The organism is Stenotrophomonas maltophilia R551-3 (genome assembly GCF_000020665.1).
GTDB lineage: Bacteria > Pseudomonadota > Gammaproteobacteria > Xanthomonadales > Xanthomonadaceae > Stenotrophomonas > Stenotrophomonas maltophilia_L.
The window spans coordinates 1127194-1144806 of sequence record NC_011071.1 but is presented as its reverse complement, the minus strand read 5'-3'; the positions used below and the strand labels follow the sequence as shown (position 1 = coordinate 1144806).

Annotated in this window: 19 protein-coding genes; 17 read left to right on the top strand and 2 right to left on the bottom strand. The window is 66.7% G+C overall.

All coding sequences use genetic code 11. The annotated features are described in order from the left end of the window. The first annotated feature begins 61 nt into the window (after window positions 1-61). The 3 genes from SMAL_RS05195 to SMAL_RS05185 all read left to right on the top strand — a co-directional run bounded on the left by SMAL_RS05195 (window position 62) and on the right by SMAL_RS05185 (window position 1636). Window positions 62-370, top strand: coding sequence for a DUF3861 family protein (locus SMAL_RS05195; RefSeq protein WP_004147559.1), 309 nt, complete (start codon window positions 62-64; stop codon window positions 368-370). A gap of 56 nt (window positions 371-426) precedes the next feature. Continuing rightward, complete coding sequence (locus SMAL_RS05190) at window positions 427-957, top strand: hypothetical protein (protein ID WP_012510327.1); 531 nt, start codon at window positions 427-429, stop codon at window positions 955-957. A gap of 82 nt (window positions 958-1039) precedes the next feature. Then, a complete protein-coding gene (locus tag SMAL_RS05185) occupies window positions 1040-1636 on the top strand; it encodes a YceB family lipoprotein (RefSeq protein WP_012510326.1) in 597 nt (198 codons plus the stop codon). Window positions 1637-1708: 72 nt separating this feature from the next. Here the strand turns inward: SMAL_RS05185 and SMAL_RS05180 are convergent, their stop codons facing one another. Next, on the bottom strand, window positions 1709-2176 hold the full coding sequence (locus SMAL_RS05180) for an SET domain-containing protein (RefSeq protein ID WP_012510325.1): 468 nt from the start codon (window positions 2174-2176) through the stop codon (window positions 1709-1711). Window positions 2177-2387: 211 nt separating this feature from the next. Here SMAL_RS05180 and SMAL_RS05175 point away from each other — a divergent pair, with 211 nt between their 5' ends. Genes SMAL_RS05175 through SMAL_RS05150 form a run of 6 tightly spaced genes read left to right on the top strand, consistent with a single transcriptional unit; the run spans window position 2388 to window position 8019 of the window. Further along, the gene (locus SMAL_RS05175; RefSeq protein WP_012510324.1) at window positions 2388-2843 is read left to right on the top strand and encodes an SUF system Fe-S cluster assembly regulator; all 456 of its coding nucleotides are present in this window, start codon (window positions 2388-2390) and stop codon (window positions 2841-2843) included. A 17-nt stretch (window positions 2844-2860) separates the two neighbouring features. Then, window positions 2861-4336, top strand: a complete 1476-nt coding sequence (sufB, locus tag SMAL_RS05170) for a Fe-S cluster assembly protein SufB (protein WP_012510323.1) — start codon at window positions 2861-2863, stop codon at window positions 4334-4336. Next, window positions 4333-4737, top strand: a complete 405-nt coding sequence (locus SMAL_RS05165; protein WP_041864484.1) for a hypothetical protein — start codon at window positions 4333-4335, stop codon at window positions 4735-4737. Before sufB ends, SMAL_RS05165 begins: the two co-directional genes overlap by 4 nt. A gap of 2 nt (window positions 4738-4739) precedes the next feature. Next, a complete protein-coding gene (sufC, locus tag SMAL_RS05160) occupies window positions 4740-5504 on the top strand; it encodes a Fe-S cluster assembly ATPase SufC (RefSeq protein ID WP_004147524.1) in 765 nt (254 codons plus the stop codon). Continuing rightward, the gene (sufD, locus tag SMAL_RS05155; protein WP_012510320.1) at window positions 5504-6766 is read left to right on the top strand and encodes a Fe-S cluster assembly protein SufD; all 1263 of its coding nucleotides are present in this window, start codon (window positions 5504-5506) and stop codon (window positions 6764-6766) included. Before sufC ends, sufD begins: the two co-directional genes overlap by 1 nt. Beyond that, the gene (locus SMAL_RS05150; RefSeq protein ID WP_012510319.1) at window positions 6763-8019 is read left to right on the top strand and encodes a cysteine desulfurase; all 1257 of its coding nucleotides are present in this window, start codon (window positions 6763-6765) and stop codon (window positions 8017-8019) included. Before sufD ends, SMAL_RS05150 begins: the two co-directional genes overlap by 4 nt. A gap of 116 nt (window positions 8020-8135) precedes the next feature. Here the strand turns inward: SMAL_RS05150 and SMAL_RS05145 are convergent, their stop codons facing one another. Further along, window positions 8136-8786, bottom strand: a complete 651-nt coding sequence (locus SMAL_RS05145) for an REP-associated tyrosine transposase (protein ID WP_012510318.1) — start codon at window positions 8784-8786, stop codon at window positions 8136-8138. A gap of 208 nt (window positions 8787-8994) precedes the next feature. On the opposite strand from SMAL_RS05145, the gene SMAL_RS05140 reads away from it, so the two are divergent. The 8 genes from SMAL_RS05140 (at window position 8995) to SMAL_RS05105 (ending at window position 17529) form a co-directional block, all read left to right on the top strand. After that, window positions 8995-9534: a GNAT family N-acetyltransferase gene (locus SMAL_RS05140; protein ID WP_012510317.1), complete on the top strand. Its 540-nt coding sequence runs from the start codon at window positions 8995-8997 to the stop codon at window positions 9532-9534. Next, window positions 9531-9863, top strand: a complete 333-nt coding sequence (locus SMAL_RS05135) for a non-heme iron oxygenase ferredoxin subunit (RefSeq protein WP_012510316.1) — start codon at window positions 9531-9533, stop codon at window positions 9861-9863. The genes SMAL_RS05140 and SMAL_RS05135 overlap by 4 nt, the downstream gene beginning before the upstream one ends. A 203-nt stretch (window positions 9864-10066) precedes the next feature. Further along, a complete protein-coding gene (locus tag SMAL_RS05130) occupies window positions 10067-10471 on the top strand; it encodes a hypothetical protein (RefSeq protein ID WP_012510315.1) in 405 nt (134 codons plus the stop codon). 151 nt (window positions 10472-10622) lie between these two features. Then, window positions 10623-12911, top strand: coding sequence for a TonB-dependent receptor (locus SMAL_RS05125; protein WP_012510314.1), 2289 nt, complete (start codon window positions 10623-10625; stop codon window positions 12909-12911). A gap of 68 nt (window positions 12912-12979) precedes the next feature. After that, a complete protein-coding gene (locus tag SMAL_RS05120) occupies window positions 12980-13699 on the top strand; it encodes a tetratricopeptide repeat protein (protein ID WP_012510313.1) in 720 nt (239 codons plus the stop codon). A 10-nt stretch (window positions 13700-13709) separates the two neighbouring features. Further along, window positions 13710-14387: a Fe2+-dependent dioxygenase gene (locus SMAL_RS05115; RefSeq protein ID WP_012510312.1), complete on the top strand. Its 678-nt coding sequence runs from the start codon at window positions 13710-13712 to the stop codon at window positions 14385-14387. Between the two features lie 164 nt (window positions 14388-14551). Then, the gene (locus tag SMAL_RS05110) at window positions 14552-14962 is read left to right on the top strand and encodes a hypothetical protein (RefSeq protein WP_012510311.1); all 411 of its coding nucleotides are present in this window, start codon (window positions 14552-14554) and stop codon (window positions 14960-14962) included. Window positions 14963-15108: 146 nt separating this feature from the next. Continuing rightward, window positions 15109-17529: a TonB-dependent receptor domain-containing protein gene (locus SMAL_RS05105; RefSeq protein ID WP_012510310.1), complete on the top strand. Its 2421-nt coding sequence runs from the start codon at window positions 15109-15111 to the stop codon at window positions 17527-17529. The last annotated feature ends 84 nt before the right edge of the window (window positions 17530-17613 follow it).

Below are 17613 nucleotides of genomic sequence, written 5' to 3'. Positions count from 1 at the left end.
TGCCGACCGTGGCCTTGCCTATCGTGGGCACATCCTCCACAGCTACGGCGAGCACACCCTCATGGCCAGCCCCTCCACCCGCTACCGGATCTCGGTGACCCCCATCGAAAAGGACGGGGTGCAGTGCACCGGGCGCTGCACCATCGAACTGGAGCATCGCGCCAGCCGCGACCTGATGCGCCTGCTGGAAGCTGCACCGCGCACCGCCGGGCTCAGCGGCGATGAGCGTGCGACAGTCGTGATCGCCACCCAGCTGCTGCGCGATATCGTGCAGCGCCACGCCGAAACCGAAGGCCACGCACTGGCCGCAATCGCCACGCAGGTACTGCCGGCGCTGGATGCGCTGGAACAGCTGCCGTCCTCCCGCTGAGACCGGCGCAGCCGATACACTGCCCTCCTTCACGTCGCCTCGGGGAGGAGGCAGGCATGCGCAGGTTCCTGTTGTTGATCGCGCCGCTGGTGCTGTTCGGCTGTTCGCGGCCGGAGGCGCAACCGGATCCAACCGCTCCCCCTGCGCAGCCGCCGGCTCCGGCCGCTGCCAGTGCAGAGGCCGAAGCGCCCGCACTGCAAGCCACCGCGGTCGACCCGCTGTTTGCCGCCGTCACGGCCGAAGCCGAGCTCCCGGCCGCGATGCTCAATCGCTATGTCATGGCCCTGCTCAACCGTGACCACAAAGGCGCCGATGCCGCCTGGACCTTCCCGCCCCGCGATGCACGAAGCGCGGACGACGCCGCGTTGCGCCAGCTGGAGAACGTCCGCAGCCTGCGTTTGACGACCGGGTCGCCGATCGCCCGCGATGGTCACCAGCCACCACAGCTGCTGGAGATCCCGGTACAGGTCCGTGCAGCAACCACCCAGGGCACGTTCCGCTTCGGCGGCTGGTACCGGGTGCAGCCCAGCAGCGATGGCCGCGCCTGGCAGATCCAGTCGGCGCAACTGCGGCCAACGCTGGACTGAACCGTTGCAGCGGCATGCACGCACGATTCAGCCGGCAAGGCTACTCTTTGCTCCATCCATTCCGCATTCACCGGTCACCGCCATGCGCCTGCGTTCCCTGATGACCCGCCTTGCCGCCTCCACCGTACTGATCGCCGCGGCGATCGGTGCGCAGGCCGCCCCTTCCATTTCCGGCCGTGAACTGTCGGTCGGCGCCAGCGATGTGCAGCAGTACCTCGATGGCAGTTTCCCGCGCACCCAGGATGCGCTGGGTGGCCTGATCGCGCTGACCATGAGCCATCCGCAGCTGAGCCTGCCGGCCGGCGAACGACTGAACCTGGGCATGGATGTGGCGCTGGCGACCGCTGGCGGCAACCCGGCCAAGCTCGGTACGGTGAAGCTCAGCAGCGGCCTGCGCTATGACGCGCAGACCCAGGGCTTCCACCTGCAGCAGCCCAGCGTGGATGACTTCACCCCGGCCAACCAGGGCGGTCGCCTCGATTCGCGCACCCGCGGCCTGCTCAATGCCTGGCTGAGCGACTACGCCCAGCGCGAACCGATCTACAAGCTGGACCCGGCCGTGGCCGGCCTGCTCGGCGCCCTGCAGGTGCAGTCGGCGCAGGTGAAGAACGGCAAGCTGGTGGTCACCTTCAACCAGAACCTGGGCAACCTGGTGCCGGCAGGCGTGCTGGGTAAGTAAGGTAGTGCCGGCCGCTGGCCGGCACGCTTTTCACATGTGTGCCGGCCAGCGGCCGGCACTACCCGCTGCGGGTCAGCGCTTGGGCTGCAGCATGGTGCCGGTGCACTTGGGCGAGCCGCAGCGGCACTCCCAGATCTTCTTCAGCTTGGCCGTATGGCGCTCGGCCAGGGTGATGCCGTAGTTGTAGGTCAGCTCTTCGCCGGCCTGGATATCGCGCAGCGCCTCGATGAAGACCTTGTCGCCGCGGCTGTCGCCGTCTTCGTCTTCCTCGATCACCGCCTCGCAGTTCGGGTCGCAGCTGTGGTTGATCCAGCGCGCGTCGTTGCCCTTGTAGTTGGCATCGATCACCCAGTCGTCGTTGAGGGTGAACAGGAAGGTATGGCCACTTTCAACATCGCCGCTGTCATCGGCATCGACGTCGCCGTGGCTGCGCAGCAGGCCCTTGTACTGGATCACGCGCTCGCCCTGCTTGATCGGGGCCACGGAAAACACACCGTTGCCGTGGATGGCGGACTTGCGGGCTTGGATCTTCTTGGGCATCGGCAAGGGAGGTCTGCAACGAAAGGAACGTTGATTCTCGCCCATTCCGGGTGATTGCGAAAATCATCCCGTTGGCTCAGCATTGGCGCCCTGGCATCGGCCCCGGTGAGTGCTCCCGGCCCGGCCCCCAGCGCCGGCTGAATGCCCGGCTTGGATGGCGGCGAATAAAAGCGTACAATTTCAGTCCGCTTTAAGAACCACTCGCATCCCCATGTTGCGCGTCACCAAACTCACCGATTACGCCACCGTGGTACTGACCGTACTCGCCGCCCGCCCGGGCGAGGTGCTCAGTGCCACCGAACTGGCCGAATTCACTGGTCTGGAACCGCCGACCGTCAGCAAGGTGCTCAAGCCGCTGGCCCAGGCCGGCCTGGTCGAGGGCCTGCGTGGCGTCCGTGGCGGCTACCGCCTGACCCGCGCGGCCATCGAGATCTCGCTGTTCGAAGTGGTCGAAGCGATGGAAGGGCCGCTGGCCCTGACCGAATGCAGCCACGACCACCACCAGTGCGGCATGGCGCCCAAGTGCGGTGCGCGCAGCAGCTGGCGGCTGATCAACGACGTGGTCTCCGAGGCCCTGCGCGACGTCACCCTCGCCCAGATCCTGCCCCCTCTCCCCCTTGCCGATGACGAACAGCGCCGCACCATCGCTGTCGACGTCGTCTCCTGATCCGTAGGCAGCCCCCCATGGCCACCGAAACCATCGAAAACGTCGCCAGCGACGACACCCCCAACCGCGAGATCCACGAGCAGCTCGGCCGCAAGTATTCGGCCGGCTTCATCACGGACATCGAATCGGACTCCCTTCCCGCCGGCCTCGACGAGGACACCATCCGTGCCCTGTCGGCCAAGAAGGAAGAGCCGGAATGGATGACGCAGTGGCGCCTGGACGCCTACCGCCACTTCCTGACCATGCCGATGCCGAACTGGGCCAAGCTGCAGATCTCCCCGATCGATCTGCAGGCGCTCAGCTACTACTCCGCGCCGAAGGGCCCGAAGTACGCCTCGCTGGACGACGTGCCGAAGGAACTGCTGGATACCTACGACAAGCTGGGCGTGCCGCTGCACGAGCGCGCCAAGCTGGCCGGCGTGGCGGTCGACGCGGTGTTCGACTCGGTGTCCGTCGGTACCACCTTCCGCAAGGAACTGGCCGAGAAGGGCATCGTGTTCTGCTCGATGTCCGAGGCGATCAAGGAGCATCCGGAGCTGGTCAAGCAGTACCTCGGCACCGTGGTGCCGGTCGGCGACAACTATTTCGCCGCGCTCAATTCGGCGGTGTTCTCCGATGGCAGCTTCGTGTTCATCCCCAAGGGCGTGCGTTGCCCGATGGAGCTGAGCACCTATTTCCGCATCAACGCCGGCCACACCGGCCAGTTCGAGCGCACGCTGATCATCTGCGAGGACAAGGCCTACGTGTCCTACCTGGAAGGCTGCACCGCGCCGATGCGCGATGAGAACCAGCTGCACGCCGCCGTGGTCGAGCTGGTCGCGCTGGAAGATGCGGAAATCAAGTACTCCACGGTGCAGAACTGGTACCCGGGCGACGAGAACGGCGTCGGCGGCATCTACAACTTCGTCACCAAGCGTGCCGAATGCCGTGGCGCGCGCAGCAAGGTCACCTGGACCCAGGTCGAGACCGGTTCGGCGATCACCTGGAAGTACCCGTCCTGCGTGCTGCTGGGCGATGACTCGGTCGGTGAGTTCCACTCGGTGGCACTGACCCATCACCGCCAGCAGGCCGACACCGGCACCAAGATGATCCACGTCGGCAAGCGCACCAAGAGCAAGATCATCAGCAAGGGCATCAGCGCTGGCCGTGGCCAGAACACCTACCGCGGCCTGGTCCGGGTCGACCGCAACGCCGATGGCGCGCGCAACTACACCCAGTGTGATTCGCTGCTGATCGGCAAGCAGTGCGGTGCGCACACCTTCCCCTACATCGAGGTGAAGAACCCGGGCGCCACGGTCGAGCACGAGGCCACCACTTCGAAGATCTCCGACGACCAGCTGTTCTACTGCCGCGCTCGTGGCATCAGCCAGGAAGACGCGGTGTCGATGATCGTCGACGGCTTCTGCAAGCAGGTGTTCCGCGAACTGCCGATGGAGTTCGCGGTGGAAGCCAAGAAGCTGCTGGAAGTCTCGCTGGAAGGCAGCGTCGGATGATGCGCACGCCTTTTCCTGCCCTGGTCCTGCTGGGCCTTTCGCCCTGGGCCGTCGCAAATGCAGCATGCACGCCTGAAGACCTGCGGGGTAGCACCCCCGTCACGCTGCCTGCAGGCACGGTCATCTCCACGCCGGGGGAGTTCTCGATGCTGGTGCGAGCCCGAGCGGACGGCAGCTTCGACTCGATCGTGCCGTTGCTGACGTCGCGTAACCGCAGCCTGGATCGCGCTGCGGCCGAATCCATCCGGCAGGCCTCGCTTCCAACCTCCTGCCTGCAAGAACACGGTGAAGAAATCATCGTGATCTTCTCCACCCTTCCCGCTCAATCCGGGCAGTCCGACGGCGGTTCTGTGCAGATCGTCCGCATCGACCCCGCAGCCCAGAAAACTACCAAGTCATGACCATGCTGAAGATCGAAAACCTCCACGCCCGCATCGGCGACAAGGAAATCCTCAAGGGCCTGTCGCTGGAAGTGAAGCCCGGCCAGGTGCACGCCATCATGGGCCCCAACGGCGCCGGCAAGTCCACCCTGGGCAATGTCCTGGCAGGCCGCGACGGCTATGACGTGACCGAAGGCAGCGTGCAGTTCGAAGGCACCGACCTGCTCGACCAGGATCCGGAAGCGCGCGCCGCCGCCGGCCTGTTCCTGGCGTTCCAGTACCCGGTGGAAATTCCGGGTGTGAACAACACCTACTTCCTGCGCGCGGCACTGAATGCCCAGCGCAAGGCACGCGGTGAGGAAGAACTCGATTCCATGCAGTTCCTCAAGCTGGTGCGCCAGAAGCTGGCCGTGCTGCACCTGAAGGACGAACTGCTGCACCGTGGCGTCAACGAAGGCTTCTCCGGTGGCGAGAAGAAGCGCAACGAGATCTTCCAGCTGGCCGTGCTGGAGCCGAAGCTGGCGATCCTGGACGAGACCGATTCGGGCCTGGACATCGACGCACTGAAGAGCGTGGCCGACGGCGTCAACGCACTGCGCAGCGCCGACCGCTCGTTCCTGGTCATCACCCACTACCAGCGCCTGCTGGACTACATCAAGCCGGACGTGGTGCACGTGCTGGCCGACGGCCGCATCGTCAAGAGCGGTGGCCCGGAACTGGCGCTGGAGCTGGAAGCGCACGGCTATGACTTCCTGAAGGATCGCGTGGTGCGCGAGGCGGCGGTCTGATGAGCGCCCTGCTCGACTCGATGGCCCAGGCCTTCTGCGGCAGCGATGCGCGCCGCGAAGTGCTGGATGCGGCCCTGCGCGATGGCTTGCCGGCCGCCCGCAACGAAGCCTGGAAGTACACCTCGCTGCGCCAGCTGGAGCGCCGTGCATTCGCCGCGGCACCGCTGCAGGGCCCGGCCCTGGACGTCGCGCTGCTGGAAGACATTCCGGCGCCGCGCCTGGTGTTCGTCAACGGTCGCCTGGATGCCGCGCTGAGCGACGTGCAGGCGTTGCCGGCCGGCGTGCAGCTGCAGCCGCTGTCGGCCGCGCTGGCGGACGGTGAGGACGCCGTTCGTTTCCTCGGCCGCCGTTACGAGCGCAGCGAAGAAATCTTCGCCCGACTCAACGCCGCCCTGGCCGATGAAGGCGTGGTCCTGCGCGTGGACGAAGGCGTGCAGGTCGAAGCCCCTCTGCAGCTGGTGTTCGCCAGCGTGGCCGGCGACACCGACCTGGCCTGGCATCACCGCCACCTGATCGAACTGCGTGCCGGCGCACAGCTGGGCGTGGTCGAGCACCGCTTCAGCGTCGGCGATGCCGCCCATCTGGACAACACCGTGCTGCATGCCCACGTCGCCCGTGACGCGGTGCTCCAGCATGCCCGCGTCCAGGCCGGCAGCGCGCGCCAGACCAGCTTCCTGCGCACCGATGCGGTGCTGGCCCGCGACGCGCAGTACCACCGCGTCGACCTGGAGCTGGGTGCCGCGCTCAGCCGCCATGAACTGAACGTGCGCCTGGAAGGCGACAACGCCCACCTGACCGCCAATGGCGTGCTGCTCGGCAACGGCCGCCGCCACGTCGAGACCCGCCTGGGCATCGACCACATCGCGCGCGATACCAACTGCGAGCTGTTGTGGCGCGGCGTTGCGGCCAACCGCAGCCGCGTGGTGTTCCATGGCGGCATCCAGATCCGCGAAGGCGCCGACGGCACCGATGCCAACCTGTCCAACAAGAACCTGCTGCTGTCGCCCGACGCCGAGATCGACACCCAGCCGACGCTGGTGATCGACGCCGATGAGGTGAAGGCCGCGCACGGCGCGACCGTCGGCCAGCTCGATGCCAATGCGCTGTTCTACCTGCGCACGCGCGGCCTGCCGCAGGCGCAGGCGCAGGCATTGCTGAGCGCCGCGTTCTGCCACGAGCCGCTGAAGGTGCTGCCCGACGCGCTGCGCTCGCAGCTGGCGCGTCGCCTGGACAAGGCCCTGGCCGAGGCAGGTGTGGCATGAACCTGTCCTCGCCGCGACCGATCGAAGAACGCACCGGCAGCCCCGACTGGGACCGCGTCCGCCTCGACTTCCCGCTGCTGATGCGCGAAGTGCACGGCAAGCCGCTGGTCTATTTCGACAATGCCAACACCGGCCAGAAGCCGGTGCAGGTGATCGGCGCGGTGGACGAGTTCTACCGCCGCTACAACGCCAACGTCAGCCGTGCCGTACATGCGCTGGGCAGCGAAGCCACCGACGCCTATGAAGGCGCGCGAAACAAACTGGCGCGCTTCCTCAACGTGCGCCCCAGCGACCTGGTGCTGTGCAGCGGCACCACCTTCGCCATCAACCTGGTGGCGTACTCGTGGGCCCTGCCACGGCTGAAGGCCGGCGACGTGATCCTGATCACGCGCATGGAGCACCACGCCAACATCGTGCCGTGGCAGCTGGTCGCGCAGCGTACCGGCGCCACCATCCGCGTGGCCGAGATCACCCCCGATGGTGCGCTGGACCTGGACGCGTTGCGCGCGGCGATGACCCCCGAGGTCAAGCTGCTCGCCGTCACGCACGTGTCCAACGTGCTGGGCACGGTCAATCCGGTGCGCGAGATCTGCCGTGAAGCACGCAAGCGCGGCATCATCACCGTGGTCGACGGCTCGCAGGCGGTGCCGCACCGCAAGGTCGACGTCGCTGCGATCGGCTGCGACTTCTACGCCATCACCGGCCACAAGATGTGCGGGCCGACCGGTACCGGCGCACTGTGGGCCCGTCGCGAGCACCTGGACGCGATGCCGCCGTTCCTCGGCGGCGGTGAGATGATCAAGGAAGTCAGCTTCGACGGCACCGTGTTCAACGATGCCCCGCACAAGTTCGAAGCCGGCACCCCGAACATCGCCGGATTCATCGGCCTGGGCGTAGCCGCCGACTACCTGCAGCAGCTCGGCCAGGAGAACGTGGAAGCACGCGAAGCCGAACTGCTGGCGCATTTCACCGAAGAGCTGCGCCGTGTCGACGGCCTGCGCATCATCGGCGAAGCGCCGGAAAAAGCCGCCGTGGTCTCGTTCCTGATCGACGGCGCGCATGCGCACGACCTTGCGACCCTGCTCGACCTGGAAGGCGTGGCCGTGCGCTCGGGCCAGCACTGCGCACACCCGCTGCTGCAGTACTTCGGCGTCGCCGCCACCTGCCGTGCCTCGTTGGCGTTCTACAACACGCACGCCGAGATCGAGCGCTTCATGACCGCGTTGACCAAGGTGCGCAAGCTGCTGGGGTGAGATTCCCTGGCCAGCCGGAAGCCGAGAACGCCGCGGGAAACCGCGGCGTTTTTCATGGCGGCGCCAATGGCAGGATCGAAGACACGCAGAGCTCCGCAGGCCATGGCACACCGGGGTCAGATCCCTTTCGCATCGCGAAAGGGCTCTGACCCCATCAACGGCCCCGACAGCCGCCGCTGCGACTGCAGCGCGCCACGTATCGCCACCAGATCCCCAGCAGGAATACCTTGCGCGATGAACTCCGCATAGCGTCTGCGCCGCTCATCCACATCAGCAGCAATGAGCTCGAATGCCGAATGCGGTACGAGCAGTGCATTTGCCCGTCCCTGTGCGTTGGCGCGATAGCTTGACCAGCGATAGTCCCCAGGACGCACCACCATCCCCGCCCGCACCGGGTTGAGTTCGACGTAGCGCTGGCAGGCAAGCAGGTAGCGTTCGGTATCAACCAGCGTGGAATGGAAGCGGCCCTCCCACAGGGTTCCCGTGCGCTGCTGCCGTTCGTTCACACGGCGAACGTAGGCGCGGTTCACCGCCTGCATCATCCGCGACATCCCGCCCGGTGCATCAGGGGTCACCAGCAGGTGCACGTGGTTGCCCATCAGCACATAGGCGTGAATCCGGCAGTGCTGCTGGTCCGCGTGATGACACAGCAGCCGCAGGTAGGCGACGCGGTCGCCATCCGAGAAGAACACAGGCTGGCGATTGTTGCCGCGCGGGACGACATGTTGCGGGTATCCGGGCGCATCGACCCGTCGTGGCCTCGGCATGGGCTCCTCCTGGAAACAGGGGGTCAGAGCCCTTCGCTGCGCAAAGGGATCTGACCCCGAGCATCTGCCGATTCCGCGCCCGTGCCAGTCGGTCCATGGCCTGCCGTTGGGTCAGTAGACGCCGGGGCCAGATCCCTATCACGCTGCGAAAGGGATCTGACCCCACCTTCCCATTTGCGCACGCCCCCACCCCACATAGAATGTGTCCATGAGCACCCTGACCTACCGGGCCGCCACGTCGGCCGACATCCCCGCCCTGATCACCCTGGTCACCTCGGCCTACCGTGGTGACGCCAGCCGCGTTGGCTGGACCAACGAAGCCGACCTGCTGGATGGCGCCCGCATCGATGCCGACGGCATCCAGGGTGACCTCGACCGCCCGCGCTCGACCATCCTGCTGGCTGAACGCGACGGCCAACTGGTGGCCTGCGCCCATGTCGCCGATGTCGACGGCAAGGGCTACTTCGGCATGTTCTCGGTCGACCCGGCCCAGCAGGGCGGCGGTGTCGGCAAGCAACTGATGGACGCCGCCGAAGCGCACGCCGCACGCGAATGGGGCGTGCCGGTGATGCAGATGACGGTGATCGATGTGCGCGACGAGCTGATCGCCTTCTATGAACGCCGCGGTTACCAGCGCACCGGCATCAAGAAGCCGTTTCCGTATGGCGACGAACGCTTCGGCATCCCCAAGCGCGACGACCTGCGCTTCGAGATCCTGGAAAAGCCGCTGGCCGGAGACTCTGCGTGAGCGAGGCCTGGACCTTCGTCTGTGCCGGTGCCGAACTGCTGCCGGGTGAAATGAAGAGCGTGTTCGACGAAGTGACCGGCACGCCGATCGTGGTGTTCAATCTCGACGGCGAGTTGTACGCGCTGGAAGACCAGTGCACGCATGAGGAGTTCGAGCTGTCCTCGGGCGAGTTCAACACCGCCGAAGGCAGCGTGGAGTGCGTGCTGCACGGCGCGCGCTTCGACGTGCGCGATGGCCGTGCCCTGTGTGCCCCGGCCTACAGCCCGGTGCCGAAGTTCCCGGTAAAGCGCGAGCACGACGCGATCTGGACCCGCGACGACCGCGATTGAGGCGCCGCCGCCCGGCAAGGACCCGCGCATGCACGCGCCTGCCGGAGAGCATCCACCCGTGAGGTGGATCTACTGGAACGCCCTGAGCAACCTTCCAGGGCCTTTCGGGGGCATCCCGATCGCCCGTCCGAGCTCGCATATGCGAATCATTATCGTTGATGTTATTCTACGTAACATCTTCGTAACGACTCCGCCCTCGCGCCATGGCTTCGCCCGCGCCCACCGCCACGCTGCGCCAGCTCGCCCGTCAAGGGTGGCCGCTGCTCGTGGCCGCGCTGCTGACGCTGCTGCTGGGGTGGTCGGCATTGCACGAAGGGCGCGGCAACGAACCTGCCGCCCACGGCTGGCAGGCACACGCGGACAACCTGCTGCAGGCCATGCCGCTGCCGGCCCCGCCGGCGGACGAATGTCCTCAACATGCGGCGCCTGCACCCGAACCCCCGCTTGATGGCGAGGGCGGCGCGCCCTGCACCGGCCTGGCCCCGCCCCGTGCGGCTCTGGTCGCCCATATCCCGTTGTGGCGCTCCGACGCCTTGCGCTGGCAGTTGCACGACCCTTCGCTGCGCCTGAATCCCGGCCACGCACCTCCCGCACCGCACGCCAGCTGAGGCGCCTTGCGGCCGTTGCCGTGCGCCTGAAGCCGTTCACCGCGCAGCCGAGCGTCGGCTCGGCTCTACAGAAACCGCCTTCTACGTGTCGTCGCGCTGTCTGCGCTTCGGCCCTCGCCCTTTCCTGATCCAAGCCACCGCCATCCAGACCATGACCCATATCAAGACCCGCAAGTACGCCCCGCGCGTTTCCCTGCTCGCCACCGCCACCCTCGCCGCCGGCTTCGCACCGCTGGCCGCACAGGCCGCCGACAACGCTGACGCTGCATCCCGCAAGGCCACCGACCTGGACAAGGTGCAGGTGCGCGGCAGCTGGTTCAATCCGTCCTCGCCGAAGTTCACCGCGGAACTGCTGAACACTCCGAAGTCGGTGTCGATCGTGTCGGAGAAGCTGATTGCCGAAACCGGTGCGACCAACCTGCAGGATGCACTGCGCATGGTGCCGGGCATCACCTTCGGTGCCGGCGAAGGCGGCAACCCGACCGGCGACCGTCCCTTCATCCGCGGCTTCGATTCGCAGAGCAACATGTTTGTCGATGGCCTGCGCGACGTCGGTTCGCAGACCCGCGAAATCTTCGACCTGGAGCAGGTGGAAGTGGTCAAGGGCCCGAGCTCGGCCTACGGCGGCCGTGACTCCGGTGGTGGCAGCCTGAACCTGGTGAGCAAGACGCCGAAGCTGAAGAACGAAACCAGCGCCAGCATGGGCATCGGTACCGACAGCTACGCACGCGGCACCGTGGACGCCAACTACGTGCTGGGCGATGGCATCGCCGCCCGCCTGAACCTGATGAAGCACGAGTCGGACATCGCCGGCCGTGACGCCGCCAATGTCAGCCGCTGGGGCATCGCACCGTCGATCGCGTTCGGCCTGAACGGCCCGGCGCAGCTGATTGCCAGCCACTACCACATGCAGAGCGACGACCTGCCGGATGCAGGTGGTTTCCCGTACGGTAATCCGAACGGTGCGCCGGCCTCGAAGTGGGTCGATGGCCGCCCGATGGTGCCGGACCGCAACAACTACTACGGCCTGGTCGACCGTGACTTCCAGCGCACCCGCGCCGACATCAGCACCCTGGACGCCAGCTACGACTTCGGTGGCCACAAGCTGCGCAACATTGCGCGCCTGGGCAACACCAGCAACGACTACCTGTGGACCCAGCCGGACGACAGCCAGGGCAACCCGAACAACTACGGCACCTTGTGGCGCCGTACCAACAGCCGCGCCGTCGACGTCAAGAGCTTCGCTGACCAGCTGGGCCTGACCGGCGCGTTCCAGACCGGCGCGCTCAAGCACAGCTACAGCGCCGGTGTGGAGTACAGCGACGAGAAGATGACCCGCGGCAGCTACCTGATGACCCCGGGCACCAGTAACCCGCTGACCGGCAACAGCAAGTGCCCGACCACCGGCGCGGCCACCGGCTACAACTGCACCAGCTTCGCCAATCCGAACCCGAACGATCCGTGGGCGGCGACCCACGCGGTGTATCGCAGCGACAAGGCGCTGGACGTCGAACAGCGCACCAAGACCACCTCGGCGTACCTGTTCGACACCATCGAACTCAACGCACAGTGGAGCTTCAATCTCGGCCTGCGCTACGACGACTTCCGCACCACCCTGACCACGCCGGTGGCCGGTGCGGCGCCGACCCGCGTGCGCAATGACAACGACTTTCTGAACTACCAGGCCGGCGTGGTGTTCAAGCCGGCGGCCAACGGCAGCATCTACCTGTCCTGGGGCACCTCTTCGACCCCGCCGGGCATGGACGGAGGTGACGGCTCCGACGGTCTGAGCGCGGCTGTGGCCGACCTCAAGCCGCAGGACACCAAGAACCTCGAACTGGGCACCAAGTGGGACCTGCTCGACAACCGCCTGAACCTGACCGCGGCGATCTTCCATACCGTGATGAACAACGCACGTGTGACGATCGACAACGGCACCAGCCAGAACGCAGGCAAGAAGGAAATCAACGGCTTCGAACTGGGCTTCACCGGGCAGCTCACCGACGCCTGGAGCCTGTACGGCGGCTACACCTACCTGGACTCGGAACTGAAGGACAACGGCTTCGTCTGCGCCGTGTCGGGCCGGACCTGCCCGTCCAACGTCTACGTGCCGTCGCCGAACAACGGCAACGAGTTCCCGAACACCGCCAAGCACAGCGCCAACCTGTGGACCACCTACCGCTTCCCGATCGGCCTGACCATCGGCGCCGGCGCGTTCTACTCGGACAAGCAGTATGGTGACGTCGCCAACACCAAGTGGATCGCCAGCTACACCCGCTTCGACGCGATGGCCAGCTACGCGATCCAGGACAACATCAGCCTGCAGCTCAACGTGCAGAACCTGACCGACAAGACCTATTTCACCAAGGCCTATGCCTCGCACTACGCGAGCATCGCCCCGGGTCGCTCGGCCACCCTGGCACTGAACGTGAAGTTCTGATGTAACTCCGCTCCACCACGGCGGCAGGCTCTCCTGCCGCCGTTTTTGTTTCCGGCGATACTCACCCCATGGTTACCCGCACTCCCATCGACAGCGACGCCCTGGCCGAGCTGCTGCAGCACGATCCGCAGGCCGCGTTCGCACGCGTGCGCGATGCCGCGCAGGCTGGACAGGTCGATGCACAACTGCTGCTCGCGCAGATGCACATGGAAGGCAAAGGCACCGCGCAGGACGCCTCGGCCGCGCTGCTCTGGTACGAAACCGCCGCCAACAACGGCGCGCCGATGGCGATGAACATGCTCGGCCGCTGCCATGAGCTGGGCCAGGGCACCGTCGCCGACCCGACGCTGGCCGCGGTCTGGTACCGGCGCGCGGCCGACACCGGGCTGGACTGGGGCCTGTACAACCTGGCCAACCTGCTGGCCACCGGCCGCGGCGTGACGCAGGACCGCGCGCAGGCGCTGGCCCTGTACACCCGCGCCGCGCACCTGGGCCACGCCAAATCGATGAACCTGCTGGCCCGCCACCTCGAAGACGGCCTGGAGATCGAACGCGATCCGCAGGCCGCCCTGGGCTGGTACCGGCGCGCGGCCGAGACCGGCGATTTCCGCGGCCAGGCCAACTACGCCTCCATCCTGCTGCAGGCCGGCCAGGTCGAGCAGGCCGTGCACTGGCTGCGGCTTGCACTGGCCCACGGCAGCCCGGCGTTCATGGCGCACATCGTGCCGGAACTGGCCGCGTCGCCGCATCCGCAGGTGCGCGCCCTGGTCGCACCGCCGTCCCTCTGAGGAGTCCCGCATGCTGCTGCACATCCCCGATATTCTCAGCGCCGACCAGGTTGCCGACTTCCGCCGCCGACTGGATGCCGCCGACTGGACCGATGGCCGCGAGACCGTCGGCCATCTGGGCGCGCAGGCCAAGCACAATCAGCAGCTACCCGAGGCCTCACCGCTGCGCCGCGAACTGGGCGAGATCATCCTCGTCGCACTGGCCCGGCACCCGCTGTTCTTCAGCGCCGCGCTGCCGCTGAAGTACCTGCCACCACGCTTCAACCGCTACAGCGGCGGCGGCACCTACGGCTTCCATGTCGATGGCGCGGTGATGAACCTGGCCAACGGTGAACAGCTGCGCTCGGACATCTCCTGCACCCTGTTCCTGTCGGCGCCCGACGAATACGAAGGCGGCGAGTTGATCATCAGCGATACCTACGGCGAGCACGAAGTGAAGCTGCCGGCCGGCGACCTGATCGTGTATCCGTCCAGCAGCCTGCATCAGGTGCGCCCGGTCACGGCCGGCGCGCGCGTGGCCTCGTTCTTCTGGGTGCAGAGCATGGTCCGCGACGATGTGCAGCGCCGCCTGCTGTGGGAAATGGACGGCTCGATCGAGCGCCTGCGGCAGACCGGCGGCGATGCCGAGGCGGTGCTGCAGCTGACCGGCGTGTACCACAACCTGCTGCGACGCTGGAGCGAGGTCTGAGCCGGATCCGGCCGGCCTGCGACATTTTGGCAATCATTCTCATTTGCAACAGCTAACAGCTCTCATTACAATCACGCCCCGTTGATGCCGGCCGCTGCCGGCAGACCCTTGGGGACCCCTTCTTGCTGCGCCCGCTTCGCCCTCGCCCACTCATCCATCGCAAGATGGGCACCGCCATGCGCGGCCAGCGTCCTGCGCTGGCCAGCCTGTTGGCGTGGGTGGCGATGCTGGTGTTGCTGCTGGGCACCCTGCCGCTGTTGCCGCAGGCCCACGCCAGCGCTCCGGTGCAGGCCCTGCAGGTGCCGCTGGAAGAACGCGGTGGTGAAGCCCCGCTGCAGGAAGAAGCACCGGCCAAGCTGCGCCGCGCCACCTCGGCCCCGGTGAAATCGGCTGACAAGGCACGCCCTCCGATGCTGCTGGCCAGCCAATGGCTGCGCACTGAACTCGAACTGGTACCCGCCACGCCGGCCACGCCCGGCGTGCGCCTGGACTGGCCACTGGCCACTCCGGACACGCCCTGGGCCGATGCGCCCGGGCGCCGCCAGCAACGCGGCCAGGCGCCGCCGCTCGCCTGATTCACGGCCCCGCGTGACCGCCTTCGCGGTCGCACCGGCACGCCGCTGCCTGCTTCATCCCTGCCGCCCCTGACCGGGCCTCCCCGTGCATGCCGCGCCGTTTGCGCCTGGCATCGCACCACCCTGCATCCCTCGAGGTAACTGCCATGGCCAAGCGCCATCGTGTCCGTTCGTCCCTGTCCCGTACCCTGCTGACCAGCGCCGTGCTGGCGGCCATGACCGCCCCTGCCTTCGCCTACGGTGACGCTTCCGGCGCGCCACAGACGCTGGACAAGGTGGTGGTCACCGCCTCCGGCTTCGAGCAGAAGGTGGTCGATGCCCCGGCCAGCATCAGCGTGGTCAGCCGCGAGGAGCTGAGCAAGCGCCCGTACACCAACCTTGTCGATGCGCTGCGCGACGTCGAAGGCATCGACGTCGGCCTGGAAGCCAGCGACAAGAACGGCCGTGCCACCATCTCGATGCGCGGCCTGCCCTCCGAGTACACCCTGGTGCTGATCGACGGCCGCCGCCAGAGCAATGTCGGCCAGCTGTATCCGAACAACTTCGGCGGTGGCCAGTTCGCCTACCTGCCGCCGCTGGATGCCATCGAGCGCATTGAAGTGGTGCGCGGCCCGATGTCCACGCTGTACGGCTCGGATGCAATGGGCGGCGTGATCAACATCATCACCCGTCGCAACCAGGACAGCTGGCACGGCGCGCTCACCCAGGGCTTCACCGTGCAGCAGGACGATCAGTTCGGCGATGCACGCACCACCGACGTCTACCTCAGCGGCCCGCTGGTCAAGGACCGTATCGGCCTGGCAATACGCGGCAGCTACTACGACGCCAAGGCCTCCAATCCGGAGTGGGATGCACTGACCCTGCCCGACGGCAGCCTGTGGGAACGCAGCATCGGCTTCGGTGGCGGCGGCAAGTCGGTGGCCAACACCAACTGGAACACCGGTGTGCGGCTGAACTTCCACGTCAACGATGACCACGAACTGTGGCTGGACTACGACGTGTCGCGGCAGAAGTACGACAACAGCGAGGGCCAGACCGGCACCCTCGACAGCCTGGCCAGCCTGTGGCGCGTCGGCAACGCAGTGATTCCAAACCCGAACGGCAGCGGCACGGTCACCCGCCGCGTGGTGCAGCCGCGCGTGGGTTACACCGCCTACCAGCGCTACGAGCGCGACCAGTTGTCGCTGACCCATCAGGGCCGCTACAGCTTCGGCACCTGGCAGACCTCGCTGACCCACAGCAAGAGCAGCAATCTCGGCCGCTCGCTGCCGCTGACGCTGGACGAACGCGCCAACCTGCAGACGCTGTGGAATGACGTCTGCCGCCGCACCGGTGCGGCCAACAACTGTGCCGCTGGCCGCAACAACGCACTGGGTGCACTCAATGCCAGCGAACAGGCACGCCTGCAGGCGTTCCTGCCGCGTCCGCTGCGCACCATGGAGCTGGAAGGCTACGTGCTGGACACGATGCTCGACCTCGACTTCGGCGCGCACAAGCTGACCGTCGGCGGCCAATACAACAACACCGACATGATCGACGGTGTATTCGGCATGGATGGCGCCGGCTACCGCAGCAACACCAAGCAGAAGCACCGCATGTGGGCGCTGTTCGCCGAGGACAACTGGTCGCTGACCGATACCCTCACCGCCACCTTCGGCCTGCGCTACGACGACCACAACGTGTTCGGCAGCCACCTCAGCCCGCGCGGCTACCTGGTATGGAATGCCAGCGACGCCTGGACCTTCAAGGGTGGCATCAGCACCGGCTACAAGACACCGCGTCCGGACCAGCTGTTCCCGGGCATCACCGGTTTCGGTGGCCAGGGCGTGCTGCCGCTGGTGGGTTCGCCGAACCTGAAGCCTGAAACCAGCACCAACTACGAGCTGGCGGCGTACTACGAAGGCCAGCGCTGGGGCTTCAATGTCACCGGCTTCTTCAACAAGTTCGAAGACAAGATCGCCAGCGGCGGCACCTTCCCGAACTGCGAAGTGGCGCCGGCCGGCAGCGGCTACTGCGTGGACATCGGCCCGGGCTGGGCGGCGCTGGGTTACAGCACCTTCACCCAGAGCGTGAACATCGACAAGGCCGAGACCCGCGGTGCGGAACTGGCCGGCCACGTCGACCTGCTCGACAACCTGCAGCTGCGCGGCAACTACACCTGGACCAAGAGCGAACAGACCAGCGGCCCCGACAAGGGGCGCCCGATCTCTGGCACCACGCCGGCAAAGCACATGGCCAACGCCAGCCTCAACTGGCAGATCAACGAAGCGATCAGCCTGTCGCTGATCGGCGAAGGCCGCTACGACCGCTATCGCGACACCCTCATCGACAGTGCCGGCGCCCGCCACGTGCGCTATTACGAGGACTACACGATCTTCCACCTGGGCGGCAGCTGGAAGGCCACGCCGTGGCTGACGGTCAACGCACGGGTCAACAACCTGTTCGACAAGGACTTCGTCTCGCAGTCGTGCCTGCTGCTCAATCCCAGTGAATTCAGCTGCGTGGACGACTACGCGACCAAGGACCAGCGCCGCAGCTACTGGATTTCGTTGAACGCGAAGTTCTGATCTCTGCGCCCTGCCCTGGTGGGTGCCGACCTTGGTCGGCACCGCTCCATCCACGCATGGCGTGGATCTACTGATCCGCGGGAT

What these genes read in the sequence shown, in the direction of transcription:
- SMAL_RS05120 (WP_012510313.1), top strand. Translation starts at nt 12,980, where the DNA reads ATGGTTACCCGCACTCCCATCGACAGCGACGCCCTGGCCGAGCTGCTG.
- SMAL_RS05175 (WP_012510324.1), top strand. Translation starts at nt 2,388, where the DNA reads ATGTTGCGCGTCACCAAACTCACCGATTACGCCACCGTGGTACTGACC.
- SMAL_RS05145 (WP_012510318.1), bottom strand. Translation starts at nt 8,786, where the DNA reads ATGCCGAGGCCACGACGGGTCGATGCGCCCGGATACCCGCAACATGTC.
- SMAL_RS05105 (WP_012510310.1), top strand. Translation starts at nt 15,109, where the DNA reads ATGGCCAAGCGCCATCGTGTCCGTTCGTCCCTGTCCCGTACCCTGCTG.
- SMAL_RS05125 (WP_012510314.1), top strand. Translation starts at nt 10,623, where the DNA reads ATGACCCATATCAAGACCCGCAAGTACGCCCCGCGCGTTTCCCTGCTC.
- SMAL_RS05140 (WP_012510317.1), top strand. Translation starts at nt 8,995, where the DNA reads ATGAGCACCCTGACCTACCGGGCCGCCACGTCGGCCGACATCCCCGCC.
- SMAL_RS05190 (WP_012510327.1), top strand. Translation starts at nt 427, where the DNA reads ATGCGCAGGTTCCTGTTGTTGATCGCGCCGCTGGTGCTGTTCGGCTGT.
- SMAL_RS05180 (WP_012510325.1), bottom strand. Translation starts at nt 2,176, where the DNA reads ATGCCCAAGAAGATCCAAGCCCGCAAGTCCGCCATCCACGGCAACGGT.
- sufD (WP_012510320.1), top strand. Translation starts at nt 5,504, where the DNA reads ATGAGCGCCCTGCTCGACTCGATGGCCCAGGCCTTCTGCGGCAGCGAT.
- sufC (WP_004147524.1), top strand. Translation starts at nt 4,740, where the DNA reads ATGCTGAAGATCGAAAACCTCCACGCCCGCATCGGCGACAAGGAAATC.
- SMAL_RS05165 (WP_041864484.1), top strand. Translation starts at nt 4,333, where the DNA reads ATGATGCGCACGCCTTTTCCTGCCCTGGTCCTGCTGGGCCTTTCGCCC.
- SMAL_RS05150 (WP_012510319.1), top strand. Translation starts at nt 6,763, where the DNA reads ATGAACCTGTCCTCGCCGCGACCGATCGAAGAACGCACCGGCAGCCCC.
- sufB (WP_012510323.1), top strand. Translation starts at nt 2,861, where the DNA reads ATGGCCACCGAAACCATCGAAAACGTCGCCAGCGACGACACCCCCAAC.
- SMAL_RS05195 (WP_004147559.1), top strand. Translation starts at nt 62, where the DNA reads ATGGCCAGCCCCTCCACCCGCTACCGGATCTCGGTGACCCCCATCGAA.
- SMAL_RS05185 (WP_012510326.1), top strand. Translation starts at nt 1,040, where the DNA reads ATGCGCCTGCGTTCCCTGATGACCCGCCTTGCCGCCTCCACCGTACTG.
- SMAL_RS05115 (WP_012510312.1), top strand. Translation starts at nt 13,710, where the DNA reads ATGCTGCTGCACATCCCCGATATTCTCAGCGCCGACCAGGTTGCCGAC.
- SMAL_RS05130 (WP_012510315.1), top strand. Translation starts at nt 10,067, where the DNA reads ATGGCTTCGCCCGCGCCCACCGCCACGCTGCGCCAGCTCGCCCGTCAA.
- SMAL_RS05110 (WP_012510311.1), top strand. Translation starts at nt 14,552, where the DNA reads ATGGGCACCGCCATGCGCGGCCAGCGTCCTGCGCTGGCCAGCCTGTTG.